This window comes from Methylobacterium sp. 2A (genome assembly GCF_009806555.1).
GTDB lineage: Bacteria > Pseudomonadota > Alphaproteobacteria > Rhizobiales > Beijerinckiaceae > Methylobacterium.
In genome coordinates this window covers 221-16,378 of record NZ_VUOK01000017.1, presented here as the reverse complement: position 1 = coordinate 16,378, position 16,158 = coordinate 221, and the positions used below count along the sequence as shown (strand labels likewise).

The window sequence follows — 16,158 nt, the reverse complement described above, 5'->3', positions numbered from 1 at the left end:
TCGGGCCGCGGGTCGCGGCCCTCGCGCCAGCCGTGGACGAGGAAGTCGCGCACGGGATCGGCGGTGATGCCGTACCACGTGGCGTAGAAGGCGGCGTCGACGTGGGGCTCGAGCGCGGCGATCTGCGCCTCGGCGCTGGCGAGATCGTGGGCCGGCGGCAGGGCGGGGCCGGCGAGGCGGCGCAGCAGCGGCGCGCCGCGCGCCCGCACCCAGCGTGAGACCGGCCCGCGGGGGTACAAAGCTGTCAGCCGCGTCACAGAACCGGTCCTGCCGCGTCGTCAGACACCTTCGGCTTGCGATGCCGCCACGCTGCGATGGCCTGCTCCGTGAACCAACCGGTTCGGGGGGCCGAGATACGCCCCGGCACAGTGGACACCGGTTCGGCGCGAGACCCTGCGCCGCATTCGTCGAAGCTGAGAGCTCGGGTGAGCATGAGAGGGCGCAAGCTGGATCGAAGGTGCGGCGTCGCGTCGGCGGGCCACCGCCCTATCGGAACGCGCGCGCGGGGTAAACCACGCCGGCAGGCCGCCCCCTTCAGCGTCGCGTCGGGGCGCAAGACCGTCGGCGCGCGGCGTTGCAGGGAGACGGCACCAGTCCGGCGATCAGATCAGGTCCGCGCGCCACGTCACGTTCTCCCGCACGATGCGCGCCGGATTGCCGGCGGCCACGCAATGGGCGGGCACCGTCCCGGTGACGACAGCGTTTGCGCCGATGATCGCATTGTCGCCGATCACGCAGCCCTTCAGGAGGGAGGCCTGATTGGCGATCCAGACATGATTGCCGACCCGGATCGGCTTGGCCGCGTTCAGCCGCGCCCCGGTCTCGCGACAGATGATCGAGTGAAAATCGCTCGTCATCATCCAGACGCCCGATGCGATGGAGCAGTCCGTGCCGATCTCGATCGCCTTGGCCTCGATCAGATTGAGATGGACCAGCCCGGTGAAACCCGTCCTGTCGCCGATGCGGAGCACCGAACTCGGACCGATATAGATGTTGGCCATCGAGAGCCGCACGTCCTCGCCGACATCGAATCGACAATTCGACTCGATGACGATGTGCATGTCCTTATCGGAGACGCAGCCGCGCCCTATGCGAACGTAATTATTGTCGCCGTTGATATAGATTTTTCCGGCGTGGTTTTGCTGATCGCGGGAGTCGATATCGATAACATTATTCTCTCCCTTATCAAATATATTTAATTGCATTCCATGCTCTGCGGCGTTGCTTGGATATCCGATCGCCCCCGCGCCCGGCGCAGTCGCGGCCCTTGAGCCCGCGGCCGGGCCTCGTCGTCCCTCATGGCATCTGCGGTGATCTTATAGCCGGATCAAGACGTTCGGGGTCTGGCGGAGGTCCGGATGGTCCGGTATCCGGCCGACAACTGTTTCGATGTTTCTATGACATGGAGCGTGGACCTTACAAACGAACGGCCATTGCGTAGGCCTCGAACGATTCGGGTTCTGAGGGCTCCGCCTGCGCGCTGTTGACGGCGGGAAGGGCCTATGCCGTATGGCCTGCGGTGAGAGCGACATCAGACTATGAGGCTGTTCGGTGACCGAGGACAACACGCTGACGAAAGCGCTGGCCGACGTCCGAGCGCGCAGGGCCGCCCTTCAGAACGACTATGACCGGCTCGCCGCGGAATTGACGAAGCTGCGAACGGCCGAGGCCGCGCTGACCTCGATCGTCGAGGGCGTGCCGCTGGAGGAGATCGCCGTCCATCCGGCAGCGGACGGCTCGCGGTTGGCCGGTGAGCGCGCCGCGTCCCAGCAGGGTGGCCGACGCGGCGCCCGCGGCCCGCGGGCAAACTCGGCCAAGGGCCGCCTCAAGGCCCTCCTCGGCACGGCGGGGCCGCAGGGCCTGTCGCATGCCGAGATCGCCGAGCGGCTGTCCGATGTCGCGCCGAACACGCTCAATACCTACCTGAGCATGATGGTGACGAGCGGCGAGGCGGTCCGGAAGGGCGACTTCTTCTCGGCCGCCGCGGACCGGGATCCGGAGGCGGATTCCGTCGAGGACGACGTCGGCGACGAGGCCGATCACCCGGACGCGGCCGCGGCGGAATGACCACGACCGGCCGGTCCGGATGATCGAATCCTCCGGACCGGCGTCGCCATGATCGCTTGACGCTGCCCCGCACCTCGCGACCGGTCCGTGAGACTGATACCATGTCATCGCCGCCGGGTTGACGCGGCTTCACCGGGGACGATCCGCGATGCGGTCGATTTTCTTGCTCTGCGCCGTCCTGCTGCTGCCGAGCCAGGCCTGGGCGGCCTGCCGGTGCGCCTGCGTCAGGGGCGTGATGCGGCCGATCTGCCAGCAGACCGACCTGGTCGAGCCGATCTGCCAGGGCCTGTGCGAGGATGCCGTCCGGCCCAACCGGCTCGTGGTGCCGTTCGGCGGCGGCCTGCAGGCGATCAATCCGGTCCAGCCCTTCGATCCCGCGCCGGGTGGTCTCGTCGAGCAGGATCCCAATCTCAATACCGACACGCGCGGCAATCCCCTCGGCACCGCCGGCGTCCAGGGCGGCAACGATGCCCTGTCGAGTTCCGTGGGGGCGGCGGGGGCGGCGACGACGCGCTGACGCCGGCACACGTGCCGACTGCCGTTCTCCGGCGCGGGTGCCGGTCAGGACGGTGACGACATCCGCCGGATGATCGGCAGCATCAGGGCGCTGGGGGCCGCGGCCGGGACCGGGAAGATCGTGGCGGTCTGATCCGTGCGCACCCGCGGCAGGCGCTCGATCACGGTTCTCAGATTGGGGATGGTCTTCGCCATCGTCGCCGCGAGGGTCTCGCCCGCCATCTTCGCCATCACGTATTCCAGGGTGTCGCGGGGCGCGTCGTCGATGGCGGTGGTCGAGGGATAGAAGGCCGTCACGGCGCTCCGACGAGCGAGGCAGAACAGGCTCAGCTCGTAGAAGGCGTAATTGTAGATCCGCATCATCTCCTCGAAGCAGGCCGGCTCGAACGGGGCGCGCTTCTGGCGGAAGATGCGGGGCGTCGCGAAATGGTAGAGCTGGGACGGGTCGGTCTCCAGGGATCCGAGCTGCTCGGCCGCCGGCCGCGCGGCGTCATACCGGAGGACTTGGCAGCGGCCGCCGCCGTCGCGGATCTCACGCGCCACCGCCTCCGCCGCCTCCGCGCCGGACGCGTAGGTGATGCAGACCGCGCCGCCCCCCGCGGCGATCAGCTTGGCCGTCGCCGCGCCGAGGCCCCGCGAACCGCCGACGATGAGGGCGGACATGCCGGCGAACGCGCCCGGCTGCACCAAAGCCGCGAGGTCCTGAAGGGTCTCCTGCTCGACCGGGCGCGGGCGGACGAAGCCCTCGACCCGCGCCGCGAGGCCCGGTCCATCGGCCTCGATGGTCACCGACTGGAGCATCGGCTGGAACCGCTTCACCGCATAGGCGAGGCTCGATCCGTCGGCCTCGCCGGTGAGCGTCGCGTCGATCTTCGAGAGGATCGAGTGCAGCCCCGGCACGACCATGCCGACCAGGGTGGAGAGGCCGCCCAAAGCCGCCACCCGGTTCGGCCCGATCGCGCGGGCGAGGCGCGGCGCCAGGGCGGCAATCGCCCCTGAACCGGGGAGCGAGAACGCCCCGGCCAGACCGCTGATCGCCGCCGGGTCGACGACGACCGGCTCCGCCGGGATCGCGGCCGGCGCGGTCTCTGCCGGCTTGGCCGGCGGCCGCTCCGCGGCGAAAGCCGCCTGGATCGTCAGCGCACGAACGCCGTCCACCGACAGGGACAGGCGCATCTGCTGCGCGCCCGCCTCATGGATCGTCACCGCGGTGCGGTCCCCGACCAGCACGAAGCGCTCGAACCGCATCTGCAGCGTCGCGAGCCGTTCGAGCGGGTGCAGGGCCGCGCAGGTCTCGAGGGCCCAGAGCGCCGCATGGACGCCGTGGACGACCCGCTCGCCCGCCAGCGTCTGCCGGGCCACCCGCGCATCCATATGCATCGGGTTCACGTCGCCGGTGGCCCGCGCGAATGCGATCTGGTGCGCCTCGGTCCAGACGCGCACCATCGCGGGACCGTCGTCCGGATTGGTGTGGTCCATCGCGAAGCTCCTCGCCCTGCGCCCTGCCCCGGGTGGTGGCGGCCGGATCCCGAGCCCCGCCCTTTGATTCCAGCCCCTTGCTTTATGACAGGGGATCTCGCAAGAGGACGGCGCTCGCACGCACAGGAAGGGGCCGGTCGTTCGCCGGAGGGCAGGCATCCGCCGGGATGCCTCAGGGACCGGTATCGGGGATGACCACGGCTCGCGCCCTCTCGATCGGCTTCGTCGGAAACGTCGTCACCAACCCGTTCGGGAAGGTGGCGGGGCGCCTCGCCGATTTCGCGGCGGTCTCGGTCGAGCATTTCCCGATCGGACAGATCGAGCAGGTCCTGGCCGGGCCCGCCTCCGTCGACGTCCTCGTCGTGCATCTCGACCATCGCTGGTTCTTCGACGTCGCCCCGGACGAGGCGTCGGTCACCCGCGCGCGCGGCCTCGCCGAGCTGGTCGCGGCCCGGCTGGCGCGGGCGCCCGGCACCATCATCCTCAACACCGTGCCGTTCGTGCCGGTCTCGTCGGTGGAGAGCGATCTCCACGATCAGCTGGAGGCCCTGGCCCGGATCAACGCGGTGCTGTTCGACCTCGCCCGGTCGCAGGAGCGGGTCAGCGTCATCGATGCGGCCGGCGCGCTGGCGATCCTCGGTTTCGCCGGCGCCTTCCGCGAGCGCAACCGCTACATGTACCAGATGCCCTACGCCCCGGCCGCCGTGGACGCGCTGGTCGAGCGCTATGCCGACGCCGTCGCGGCCCGGCTGCGGGCGCGCCGGAAGGTCGTGGTGGTCGATGCCGACAACACCCTCTGGGGCGGCGTCGTGGGCGAGGACGGGGTGGAGAACCTGGAGGTCGACAGCGACTATCCGGGGATCGTCCACACCCAGCTCCAGCGCCAGCTGTTGCGCCTGAAGGGTCTCGGCATCCTGCTCTGCGCCGTGACCAAGAACAACGAGGAGGATTTCCGCGCCGTCTTCGCGCAGCGCGCGATGCCGCTCCGCCTCGACGACTTCGTGGCCTATCGCAGCAACTGGTCCGAGAAGAGCGAGAACATCCGCGACCTCGCCGCGACCCTGAACCTCGGCCTCGACAGCTTCGTCTTCCTCGACGACAACCCGTTCGAGATCGAGGAGGTCCGCGCCCGGCTGCCCGGCGTCGAGTGCCACCTGTTCGACCGGACGCGGCCCGAGCAGGCCCTGACCCTGCTCGACGGCATCGCCTCCCTGCGGGCCCGGAACGTGACCGCGGAGGATCTGGCCAAGACCGACCAGTACCGGGGCGAGGCGCAGCGCCAGGAGCTGCAGCGCTCGGCCGCCTCGATGGACGAATACCTGGCCTCCCTGGAGATCCGCGTTCACATCGCCCGCAACAATCCGGGTGCCCTGCGGCGGGTCACGCAGCTGATCAACAAGACCAACCAGTTCAACCTCACCACCCGGCGCTACACCGAGGACGAGGTCGCCACCGCCATGCAGGAGGGCAGCGTCTACGCGGCCCGGGTGGTCGACCGGTTCGGTGACATGGGCATCGTCGGCGTCGCCATCGTCCGGAACGGCGCGCTCGAGGCCTTCCTGATGAGCTGCCGGGCGCTGGGGCGCCGCATTGAGAGCCAAGTTCTGCGCTACGTGTGCCAGCAGGAGGCCGATCCGGAGCTGCGGGCGCAGTATCGCCCGAGCGCGAAGAACCGGATGGTCGAGACCTTCCTGGACGAGAACGGGTTCGCACTCCTCGGCTCTGGCCCCGAGGGCAAGGACTATCGACTGACCCGAGGACCGGATGACACCGCCTACATCCACATCGTCGCGGAGTGACGGCGCGGCCGCCGCGGCCCGCACCACCCTGGACCGCCTGATCGAGACCTGGGGGCGCCCGGAGCTGAGCGCGCTCGGCCCCGAAGACGACCTGTTCGACAGGATCGACTCCTTCGCGGTGGTGGAACTGCTGCTCGAGACCGAATCCGAGGTCGAGAAGACGGTGGGCCGCTACGTGCCGCTCGCCGACGAGAGCATCCTCGACAGCACCCGCTCGCCCCTGCGGCGGCTGCAGGGCTGGTTCGACTACGTGACGGACGCGGTCGCCCGTGGCTGAGCTGCGCTTCCGGAACGCCGGCCTCGCCGGCCTCGTCACCACGGTCGGCGGCCGGGCGCTCGCCTTCGACGCCGAGGCGGCCGGTCTCGGCATGGCGCCGGAGGAGGCCGAGCGGCTCAAGCGCGCGATGGGCTTCTCCACCCGCCACGTGGTCGTGCGCGACGACACGACGACGGCCGACCTCTGCCTGCATTCCGCCCGGCAGTTGCTCGACGGTCTCGACCTGCGGCCGGAGGATCTCGACGGGCTGATCCTGGTCACGCAGACGCCCGATTACAGCTCGCCCTCGACGGCGATCAGCCTGCAGCACCGGCTCGGGATGCGCACCGACACGCTGTGCTTCGACATGCGGCTCGGCTGCAGCGGCTTCGTGTACGGGCTCTCGGTGGCCTATAGCCTCGTGGAATCGGGCTTGAGCCGGATCCTGCTCTGCGTCGGCGACGTGGCGAGCCGGATGGTCGCCAGGGACGACCGGAGCATCACGCCGATCATGGGCGACGCCGGCGCCGCCGTGCTGATCGAGCGGCGCGCGGCTTCGAGCGTCTTCCAGCTCCACAGCGACGGATCGGGCGAGAAGGCCCTGTTCATCCCGCATAGCGGGCTGCGCACGGACGCCGAGGATGCCGACAAGCCCGCCACCATGCATATGGACGGCGCGCAGGTGTTCAACTTCTCGCTCAAGCGCGTGCCGGGCCTGATCACCGACATCCTGGCGGCCGCGGGGCTGAAGCCGGAGGATCCGGACTTCTACGTCCTGCACCAGCCGAACAAGTACATCCTGAAGAACCTGCAGCGGCGCTTAGGGCTCGACGACGGCAAGCTTCCCTCGGGCACGCAATCCGTCTACGGGAACCAGAACTCCGCCTCGATCCCGGGCACGATCTCGGGGTTCCTGGCGGAGGATTTTGCGCACCGGCCCCTGCGCGCGGTGCTGGCGGGGTTCGGCGTGGGTCTGAGCTGGGGCGCGTGCGCCATCACCACCGACCGGATCTACGCCCCCCCCGTCCTGAAGTTCGAGGAGACCGCGTGATGACCGAGGCTGGGTTCCTGGATGAGCTCGGCGCGATCCTGGATCAGCCGGGGCCGCTGGCGCGCGGCCAGAAGCTCGGCGAGATCGAGACCTTCGATTCGCTCGGCATCCTCAACATCATGGCGCTGTTCGACACGCTGGGCCTCGAGGTCGAGCCGGCGCGGATCGCGGAGGCCGCGACCACCGACGACCTCCTGGCCATGGCCGGCACGAAGCTGGCCGCCTGAGGCCGGGCGATGGCGGATCCCGCGGGTCATATCCTCGTCGTCGGCGCCAGCAGCGGCATCGGCCGGGCGGTGGCGGAGCGGTTCGCCGGACAGGGTTCGGTCACCGCCCTCGCCCGCCGGGCGGACCGGCTGGCGGACCTCGCCGAGGCGGGGATCGCGACGGTCCCGGCGGACGTGACCGACCTCGCGGCGATCGGCGGCGTTCTGCAGGCCGCGGTCGCCGCGCGTGGTCTGCTGACCGGCCTCGTGTACTGCGCGGGCGTGCAGGTCATCAAACCGATGCGTAGCCTCGGCGTGGATGAGGTCGAGCGGCTGTACAAGACGAACCTCGTTGCCCCGACCCTGTTCGCTGCCGCCTTCGGCAATGCCCGGATCTCGACGCGGGATGCCGTGTTCTGCGCCGTGTCGTCGGTCGCGGCCCAGCGCCCCGAACCGGCGATCGTCCCCTACGCGGCTTCGAAAGCGGGGCTCGACGCGCTGATCCGTGGTCTCGCCCGGGAACTCGCGCCGCGCCGCGCGGTCGGCGTCGCGCCGGGCTGGCTCGACACCGAGATGACCCAGGCCCATGCCCGCCTCTACGGCGACGAGTTCAAGGCGGCGCTGGAGAAGCGCAGCCCGGCCGGCGCAGCGACGGTGGACTCGGTGGTCGATGCGATCGCCTTCCTGATTTCGCCGCAGGCGCGGCACGTGACCGGCGAGATCCTGCGGGTCGACGGCGGGGCGACGCTCTGATGGATGGCTGCCGGTGACGTCCGAGACCAAGCGCCTGGCCCTGATCGGCGGCGGCGGCTTCTCCAAGGAGATCGCCGAGGTCGCGCAGCTCTGCGGCTACACCGTGGAGGCGACCTATTCGAGCCAGCCGAGCGCGCAGGTCGGAACCTATCGGGGGTATCTCGACGAATTGCTGGCCGATCGCGCGGAGTTCGCCGGCGTGGCGCTCGCCGTCGGCGGCGTGAGCCGGGCCGCGATCCAGGCACGCGCCGAGATCATCGCGTGGCTCGACCGGCACGCCCTGCCCTGCCCGCCCCTGGTCTCGCCGCACGCGATCGTCAGCCAGGGCGTGGTGCTGGGCGCCGGCGCGTTCGTGGCCCATGGCGTGATCGTCAATGTCGATGCGCGGCTCGGCCGTTTCAGCGTCGTGAATACCGGCGCCATCATCGGGCACGACGCGGAGATCGGTGACAATACGACGATCTCGCCGGCGGCCTTCATCGGCGGACGCTGCCTGATCGGTGCGGACGGTCTGGTCGGTCCGCTCGCGAAGGTGCTGCAGGGCCTCAAGGTCGGCGAGCGGGCGATGATCGGCATGGGCTGCACCGTGCTTCGGGCCGTGCCCGACGATGCCGCGGTTTGGCCGAAGCCGGATAACCCGGTCGCGGCGGGTCGCGGTTGAACTGATCCGAGAGCAGATCAGCTGCATGACAGCTCCCTGGCTTGAGTAGCTGTCTACTTGTCGATTCTGCCCCTATTGCAGGGCATTGCCGATCACACTGCGGGCTGACTCGCCCGGCTCCTGCTTCTCCAACGAACCCTCTCGGTCGGTTAAACAACCCGTATTCATCCGATCGCGCGCAGCACGCGATGAACCGAGGTTGACCACGCGCTCACGCTACGAACCCTATGTATTCAGCCCCCGAGGCCGATGCGATCGGGTTGGGCAAACCTGTTCATCAGGGAACTACATGCCTATTCATCGTTTTAGGCGGCGCGATGCCAAAAATGCTGTTGTTAATGAGCTATTTAGGTGAATGATTCCCGTCGCTTCGGAGCAGAAAATTATCAGGTCCTTATACCAACCCTCATTGATCAGAACCGACAGGCCCAGCTGCGCAGTCCGATGGACATGATGCGCCAGGCTCGGTCGCTGAGGGTGTTCCAGGCGTGGCAGCAGTGGTCGAGGATGTCGGCGTAGGATGTGAAGACGCGGTTTCCGAGCCCGTTGTCGCGCATGAACTGCCAGAGGTCCTCATCCTGAGCCTGTCGAAGGATCCACCGGGTTGAGTTCCGGCGAGCGGGGCGGCAGGGGCACCAGGGTGATGTTGGCGGGCACGGTAAGGTTCCTGGTTGTATGCCATCCGGCCTGATCGAACCGCAGCACGGCGTGCGCACCGGGGGCGACGGCCTGGGCGATTTCTTCGAGGTGCAAGGCCATCGCCGCGGTGGTGCAGCGGGGCATGACGAGGCTGGGCCATTTGCCGAGGGCGGGGCAGATCGCACCGTCCTTCGACAGGCTCAGGATGAGGCATGTAGGCGGAGGCCGTGCGCTGGTCCTTGGGCGCCGCAGGCCGCGTGCCGCGCCTGGCCCAGCGGCGAGTTATGGTGGTCTTTTGGCCCACCCGGCCCCTCATCCTGAGCCTGTCGAAGGATCGATGGGCTCGAACGCGGAACTCTCGGGCAAAAGGTACAGGATCCGTGCCCACCGCTTCAATGGCTTCACGCACGCCGCCGACTTTGCGGGCCTGCACATCGTCGAGAATCACGGCAGAGCGAGGTCGCAGCACCGGGACAAGACTGTCTACGACGTTGCTGCGGAAGCGTGTACCGTTCGCGGCGCCATCCACGAGGCTCAGTGCACACAAGCCGGTGCTGCGCAGGGCAGCGGTGACGCGGTGTCACTTGGGATCTTGTCATGCCCCTGGGACACGAGGAGCCAGCAGCGTGACCCACGGCGCTGCTCGTCCGTGTCGGCAGGCTATACCGTTGCATCGTCGCGCCCCCCGGGGTCATCCATCCGCGCGGAGTCGCCCTGGAGTACAGGCGCTTGGACAACTTTCTGGCAGACCTGCCCCCTATGGTTCTCGTCAGCCGCGGGCTCAGATAGATCGCCCCGCTCGCACTCTACTCACACCAGTCTCCCGGATTGCCCCCCACCTCGTTGAGCCACCGTCAAAGACCTGATGTTCAGCAACACGAATATCTCCGCGAGCATACGCTCAACCCTATTGCGGAAAAGGTGGTTCTCAGCGATGGTCAGGAAGCGTCTCACCATTGACGAACGGCCACCCAAGTCGAACTGAAAGACCGCTTCGTCAATCGCCTCTCGCAAAGACTGCAAATCACCAGGAATGTACTGAACAATCGGAAGATCGAACATCTCCGTATCGGTGAACGATTGACGCATGTCGGCCAAGCCATACGGGACAATCGGCACCGCACCCACTAGGGCGGCATCGAACAAGCGCGCGGGAACGTCGTTGAAAATTGTATTGCACAGGATGACCTTATTTCCCTGAAGTTCCAAGAACCGATCGTCGATCCCACGACGATGCCAATCGTTTTTGTCGGCCGAAATGACTTCGACGTTGGCGCTTACCTCTCTGTTGACCGACCGCAAAAATTCATCCCGCATCGCATTCCGGCCGGGATAAGAATTGAACCGCCCATACAACGCATTGCTTCGCTCGGTGCCGATATATTTATGGAAAAGATGACACGCCTCATCATAACTCCATTGCACCACACAACAGGGGACGACAGCTCCAATGACTGCCTGCTCTCCGTGGAGGTAGGAGTGACCATTACTGTGCGCCGGGAAGACAATATCGAAATTTTGCGCGCAGCGTGTCGACAAATCATATTGGTGATGGTTGTCCCACAACCAGACGGCGGAAATTGCCGGTGTCGAGGAAATTCTCTGCAATTGGTCGTCGAGCCGATCATATAAATTGTTGTTGCCAGTTATAAAAATATCAAAACCCTTTAAAGCATCATTTTCCAGTATTTCTTCCACATTGATACTCTTTATCAAAACCTCAACACCGAATCTGTTAAATAACCGGGAACTGATATAATTTCTGTCCGCCTCAGAAAGCCCGAACGAGTTAATTGCCACTTTCACGTGCCTGCTTTCCGCCACGCGTGACGCAATCTCAGATTTCGTTTTCAGCCGAACACCATGCCCCTGTCGCAAAGCAAATTGGTCAAGCAATTCTGTGCAAATATAAGTCTTTCTTTGCCGCCTAAAATCGTCGCCCGTCGAGGCCACAGTTACCGCATCACACCTATAGGACTCGAACGAATAAAGGAGGTTTTCACAAAGAGCATTTGTGCTCACAACGCCCAGCTCCAACCAGCGGCGAAGCTCAGCATCCGTGGGACTCCTGTTAAGGCAAATCCTATACAAACGGCGCAAGACCGACTCATCAATCCGGACTGATTTATCTAAAGCCGGATGGACAGTCGTTCCTGTAGGCGCATTGAGCATTAGGGTCTCATTTAACGCTCTCAGTGCCAGCTTAGTACAGAGCACACCTTCCGAGCTCCAGACTTCATGCTCAAACGGCAATCTCTTGAGAGCGATCAGAACGATAAGCTGGGTATCTGAGAGGCAGCCCAAATCAAGCGGGAGAACATCCGTAACAGGTTGATCTTGTGTCATAATGCCTCACCGTTATTCGACTTGACAGTTCGTTGCTGCTCGAAAACACACTATCGAGCCTAGCTAAAGCTAGGAGAATGATTGCATCCGCTGTTTCAACGCTCCGAGTGCCAAACGCGACGCAAGTTTTTGTTCGGCTGTGAAGTAGTCCCTACGCGGATTTTCACTTTGTGTAAACATTTAGACGTCGCATCTTGGCCATGCGTCTGTTCAACGCGGTACAAGTGCTCAGTAATCCCGCAGAGAAAAATATGAAAACACTCAATGCCGATCGCCGCCGTAGGTTAGAGCACTCTCGTTCTCGCCGATCAGAGTTTGCTACCAATTAAACGAATATCAAGACGAGGTTCGTTTCAGAGAGCGTCGGCTGCCAGAGGTAAACGGTAACCAAGAATGTGCATCTTGAAACAGTAAGCCTGCATTGACGCGAATGCAAATCCTCAGCTTACCCTACGTTGCCATACATTGCAGAAGGAGGTTTCGCCTCGACTGGCACCGCCAGCCCATCGGATAAAATACTCGTCACATTGAGAATGACGGCGATTAACTATCTAATCAAACGAAATTTTATGCAAGCAGCATCCTAGGAGCCGTTCGTCCGACGGCGGCTTGGCGAGCAGATCCACACGAAGCGCAATAAGCAAAAGTTGATTGAACGATCCATGGTCGATCGGGCGCTCATAAACGATGACATTTTTCTCAGCATCAAGCATCGCGTCGGCCACGGTGATGCCGTTTATCCCGATACCAATACGTCGGGCCGCGTTCGGAACATAGGGATTGCCACCAATCTCAAATCGAATTTTCTCTACCTCACGCCCGACTCGAAAACACACGTAAGCCGCATCCTCGATAGACCAGACGCGATCGTGTTCTAAGACAGACCAGCCCTGTAATAAAACGGCGTTGCTCTGAACGGATTGATCGGTGCAGAAGCACACGCTCTCTTGCCGACCGAATTGAGGAACATCCAGAAACATTCTGCCTGAACAAACGATTTTGCCAAGTGCGAGACTGACGGATCGCCCATGAGCTTCCTCCCGGGGACCAGTGTGTTGCAGGGAAAAAAGAAGTTCTGACTTGGGCTGCAAAGGATGGTCGAATCGAAACGATACGCTGAAATGGCCGTGCGGCAGGCTGATCTCACTTACTGGATAGCTGCCGAATGATATAGCGACCCGTTGCGGGCCAAACGGGTTGAACCCGACGAAACTGCACATTTCTGTAATTTGAAGGTCAGGGGTGATAAATGTGAAATTTGAATTGTAACACCATCTCAATTTATGTGTTTTCTCGAAATCACTGCGATCGATGTCCGTGTCAAAGCCTGTCAAGCAAAGTCCCGTCAGGGCCGTCTCCTCGGGGAACAAACGACTCTCTGCCCCTAGAAAGTACCGGTCAACATGATCAGGCTTTTTGCTATGCCGTCTATAGGTATCGACCAGTTCCAAACGCAACCGATCAGTCCTGCGAGCAGACAATCCACCGCCAAAATAATGGCATATAATTTCGTCGATGTATTGAAATTTGCATCCTTTTGAAAACGCCTGGAAAAGAAAATTGTGATCTGCGCAAAGTTCAAGGCGGGTGTCATACTGTATCGATTCTAGGAGCGATCGGCGCGTAAAAGTAGCTTGATGGCAAGGAATGCTTTCGTGCCATCTCGGACTAATGTCGCCAGAAACGAGACTTTGCCAAATAAAATCGAAACGCTGAGAACGGAAATATCGCTCCATCCCGCCATCGACATAGATATGCTCGCCGAACAGGACGTCGGGTTCGCCCAGCTTTCTGCGCCAGACTTTCTCCAGTACATCGCTCGAGTACAATCTGTCTTTGGCGTTCAGGAAGATAATATAATCTTTAGAGCATAATTTCACACTCCGGTTCATGGCATCGAAAATGCCCGCGTCCGCTTCCTGCACTATCGTTGTGATAAACTCAGCGTAATTCCGCAAGACAGACTTGGTGCTGTCGACGCTATATCCATCGAGAATTATGATTTCGAAATCTCGAAACGTCTGGTGCACGACGCTTTCGATCGTCAGCGCCAGATCTGCTGCAGCGTCCAGTGCAACTATAACGACACTGAAACTCATTGCTTACCTCTTGCAAAACGGGGCGATTTTTATGCGATTCTCAAACTGGCAGCCTTGCGGATTTCGGCAGCAAAATGACTGGAATAATCCCGAGTGGGCCACCTTCTATTATCTCCGAGAAGTAAACTCTCAAGGCGTGTCACATCCTTCACCCATTCCGACCGAAGATCCATAGCCTTCTGGAGAATTACGTGTCGCATAGATGCAATTTCTTCATCTGAGAGACTGAAGTTTATTTGGGGATCGTCCGGATTATACAAAACGCCGGTGATTCCATGACAGATATATTCACTCATGGTCGGCAAATCAGGCGCAACGACGATTTGACCTCGCCCCATCGCTTCTAGGAAGGACATTCCAATCCCTTCTCGCAGGCGAGGCGCGAAATAGAAGGATGGACGTGAGGAAACGTCGGTCAGTGCGGCCTTATCGTCGAACCAGACCGATGACGTAAGTTCGAGTTCCCCTGCTTGGCCAAGGTCGGTGAATTGATACGGGCCCGCGTCCGCGAAATCGTGCGCCCGGTGAACATGTAAGGAGGTGATCTTGAGGACTCGGCATATGTCGAGAACAAGGGACAGGTTCAATTTTTTGTCAGGCCGTCGCTCCCAGAAGAAAGCATCGCGCTTGGCCGTTCCGGGCAAATCGCGAAATTCCGTTGTCTGCTCCGGGAAATACCGGAAATAAGCAGTTTTACAATTGATCGATTGCAGAAGCTCATGATGAGCCCTTGAGAAAGATATGAACTGAGTGTTAACAAACCCCTTCCAATAATCGTTTGGACGCCCGACTGCGCCATCGTACATCGGTATGATAACAAATCGTCCGAGATTGAGCCCGGCAAGCTTCTTCGCAATGTATTCAGTCTGTAAAAAAACATAACAATCGAAATCGCTGTTTGCGAGTGTGCGCAGAAGTTTATCGTCGGCGCCAGCAGCGTCATCTGGCGAGGATGAGAATTCGGTGACAATGCCAAGCCTGGATAAGATCTCTTTGATGAAGATCGTGGACTTGGTTTGGTGGTGAAAACTGTGACCAACATAGCAAAACCGGATCATCGCTCATCTCATCGTACACTAACAATCTCAGGCCAAGATCTACAAAACAATGGGCGATATTATTTTGGCACGTTATGTTTCTCGATGTGCCTAAAATACTCAATGGTTTTGTTTAGTCCAGCTTCAAGTTGCGTGACTGGCTTCCAGTCCAAGATCTGCTGAGCTTGAGTGATGTCCGGCTTCCGCTGCTTCGGATCATCCGATGGCAGCGGGCAATGAACGATCTTGGATTGTGATCCGGTCAATCGGATGACCACTTCCGCCAATTGTTTGATAGAGTATTCCTCTGGATTGCCGATATTGACTGGTCCGACAACGGAAGGACCGCTATCCATCATCGCAATCATGGCCTGAACGAGATCGTCGACGTAGCAGAAGGATCGGGTCTGCGATCCGTCGCCATATACAGTTATATCTTTATTCTGAAGCGCCTGCATAATTAGATTGGAGACGACGCGCCCGTCGTTAGGATGCATCCTGGGGCCGTAAGTATTGAAAACGCGAACGACTTTTATCTCGAGCGCATGTTGCCGCTTGTAATCAAAGAACAGTGTTTCAGCACATCGTTTTCCCTCGTCGTAGCATGAGCGCAGGCCAATAGGATTGACCTTACCCCAGTAGCCTTCATGCTGTGGGTGGACTTCCGGATCTCCATATACCTCGGACGTAGATGCCTGGAGGATTTTTGCTTTGAGTCTTTTTGCAAGACCAAGCATGTTAATGGCGCCCACGACACTTGTTTTCGTGGTTTGGACGGGATCGTGCTGATAATGAATTGGAGAGGCGGGGCAGGCCAAGTTATAAATCTCATCTACTTCGACGTACAAAGGGAATGTAATATCGTGTCTGATCAATTCAAAATTGGCACGCGGAAGCAAGCCGGAAATATTATCCCGAGTTCCTGTAAAGAAATTGTCGGCACATAGGACTTCATGGCCTGCGTTGACGAGTCGCTCGCAAAGATGTGAGCCCAGAAAGCCGGCGCCTCCTGTGACGAGGATCCGTTTCCTCAAACTGTATCGCGTCGTCATTCGAACCTCGCTGGAATCAGGACCTACCGAAGCTGTGTGCCGACGCCGCAATAGATAAAGCCGTGGCGCGCGGCGCTTTCGGGATCGTAGATGTTGCGCAGATCGACCAGGACGGGGCTCGCGCCGCCGGACGCCATGGCCTGCCGCAGCCGGTCGAGGTCGAGCGCCCGGAACGCGTTCCACTCGGTGACGATCAC

At 61.9% G+C, this 16,158-nt stretch carries 15 protein-coding genes and 3 pseudogenes; 8 read left to right on the top strand and 10 right to left on the bottom strand.

The features are described from left to right. Both FVE89_RS08300 and FVE89_RS08295 read right to left on the bottom strand, forming a co-directional pair. The coding region (locus FVE89_RS08300; protein WP_202130679.1) for a hypothetical protein at nucleotides 1-257 on the bottom strand (257 nt) is incomplete at its 3' end. Between the two features lie 345 nt (nucleotides 258-602). After that, the gene (locus tag FVE89_RS08295; protein WP_160533570.1) at nucleotides 603-1,205 is read right to left on the bottom strand and encodes an acyltransferase; all 603 of its coding nucleotides are present in this window, start codon (nucleotides 1,203-1,205) and stop codon (nucleotides 603-605) included. A 346-nt stretch (nucleotides 1,206-1,551) separates the two neighbouring features. Between FVE89_RS08295 and FVE89_RS08290 the strand changes: the two genes are divergently transcribed. Both FVE89_RS08290 and FVE89_RS08285 read left to right on the top strand, forming a co-directional pair. Further along, the gene (locus tag FVE89_RS08290; protein WP_160533569.1) at nucleotides 1,552-2,067 is read left to right on the top strand and encodes a hypothetical protein; all 516 of its coding nucleotides are present in this window, start codon (nucleotides 1,552-1,554) and stop codon (nucleotides 2,065-2,067) included. Nucleotides 2,068-2,215: 148 nt separating this feature from the next. Beyond that, the gene (locus tag FVE89_RS08285) at nucleotides 2,216-2,584 is read left to right on the top strand and encodes a hypothetical protein (protein WP_202130678.1); all 369 of its coding nucleotides are present in this window, start codon (nucleotides 2,216-2,218) and stop codon (nucleotides 2,582-2,584) included. Between the two features lie 44 nt (nucleotides 2,585-2,628). Here the strand turns inward: FVE89_RS08285 and FVE89_RS08280 are convergent, their stop codons facing one another. Beyond that, nucleotides 2,629-4,062: an SDR family NAD(P)-dependent oxidoreductase gene (locus FVE89_RS08280; protein ID WP_160533568.1), complete on the bottom strand. Its 1,434-nt coding sequence runs from the start codon at nucleotides 4,060-4,062 to the stop codon at nucleotides 2,629-2,631. A gap of 191 nt (nucleotides 4,063-4,253) precedes the next feature. Here FVE89_RS08280 and FVE89_RS08275 point away from each other — a divergent pair, with 191 nt between their 5' ends. Genes FVE89_RS08275 through FVE89_RS08250 form a run of 6 tightly spaced genes read left to right on the top strand, consistent with a single transcriptional unit; the run spans nucleotide 4,254 to nucleotide 8,788 of the window. Continuing rightward, nucleotides 4,254-5,861 carry an HAD-IIIC family phosphatase gene (locus tag FVE89_RS08275; protein WP_160533567.1) on the top strand — a complete coding sequence of 536 codons (1,608 nt, stop codon included), beginning with the start codon at nucleotides 4,254-4,256 and terminating at the stop codon, nucleotides 5,859-5,861. Beyond that, on the top strand, nucleotides 5,827-6,138 hold the full coding sequence (locus tag FVE89_RS31015; protein WP_246730547.1) for a hypothetical protein: 312 nt from the start codon (nucleotides 5,827-5,829) through the stop codon (nucleotides 6,136-6,138). Before FVE89_RS08275 ends, FVE89_RS31015 begins: the two co-directional genes overlap by 35 nt. Then, nucleotides 6,131-7,168, top strand: coding sequence for a ketoacyl-ACP synthase III (locus FVE89_RS08265; RefSeq protein ID WP_160533566.1), 1,038 nt, complete (start codon nucleotides 6,131-6,133; stop codon nucleotides 7,166-7,168). Before FVE89_RS31015 ends, FVE89_RS08265 begins: the two co-directional genes overlap by 8 nt. After that, nucleotides 7,168-7,395 carry a hypothetical protein gene (locus FVE89_RS08260; protein WP_160533565.1) on the top strand — a complete coding sequence of 76 codons (228 nt, stop codon included), beginning with the start codon at nucleotides 7,168-7,170 and terminating at the stop codon, nucleotides 7,393-7,395. Before FVE89_RS08265 ends, FVE89_RS08260 begins: the two co-directional genes overlap by 1 nt. A 9-nt stretch (nucleotides 7,396-7,404) precedes the next feature. Next, entirely contained in the window at nucleotides 7,405-8,127 is a 723-nt protein-coding gene (locus FVE89_RS08255) for an SDR family oxidoreductase (RefSeq protein WP_160533564.1), read from the top strand. A gap of 13 nt (nucleotides 8,128-8,140) precedes the next feature. After that, nucleotides 8,141-8,788 carry an acetyltransferase gene (locus FVE89_RS08250; protein ID WP_160533563.1) on the top strand — a complete coding sequence of 216 codons (648 nt, stop codon included), beginning with the start codon at nucleotides 8,141-8,143 and terminating at the stop codon, nucleotides 8,786-8,788. 413 nt (nucleotides 8,789-9,201) lie between these two features. Here FVE89_RS08250 and FVE89_RS08245 read toward each other — a convergent pair. The 7 genes and pseudogenes from FVE89_RS08245 to FVE89_RS31005 all read right to left on the bottom strand — a co-directional run. Then, nucleotides 9,202-9,734: pseudogene (locus FVE89_RS08245) on the bottom strand (transposase); the annotation flags it as partial. Between the two features lie 26 nt (nucleotides 9,735-9,760). Continuing rightward, nucleotides 9,761-10,091 (bottom strand): annotated as a pseudogene (locus tag FVE89_RS31010) (IS630 family transposase); the annotation flags it as partial. 146 nt (nucleotides 10,092-10,237) lie between these two features. After that, on the bottom strand, nucleotides 10,238-11,773 hold the full coding sequence (locus tag FVE89_RS08240) for a hypothetical protein (RefSeq protein ID WP_160533562.1): 1,536 nt from the start codon (nucleotides 11,771-11,773) through the stop codon (nucleotides 10,238-10,240). Between the two features lie 551 nt (nucleotides 11,774-12,324). Further along, on the bottom strand, nucleotides 12,325-13,872 hold the full coding sequence (locus FVE89_RS08235) for a glycosyltransferase (RefSeq protein WP_160533561.1): 1,548 nt from the start codon (nucleotides 13,870-13,872) through the stop codon (nucleotides 12,325-12,327). Nucleotides 13,873-13,901: 29 nt separating this feature from the next. Continuing rightward, entirely contained in the window at nucleotides 13,902-14,930 is a 1,029-nt protein-coding gene (locus FVE89_RS08230) for a glycosyltransferase (protein WP_160533560.1), read from the bottom strand. Nucleotides 14,931-14,989: 59 nt separating this feature from the next. Continuing rightward, a complete protein-coding gene (locus tag FVE89_RS08225; RefSeq protein ID WP_160533559.1) occupies nucleotides 14,990-15,961 on the bottom strand; it encodes a UDP-glucuronic acid decarboxylase family protein in 972 nt (323 codons plus the stop codon). Between the two features lie 23 nt (nucleotides 15,962-15,984). After that, nucleotides 15,985-16,158, bottom strand: a pseudogene (locus tag FVE89_RS31005) (UDP-glucose 6-dehydrogenase); the annotation flags it as partial.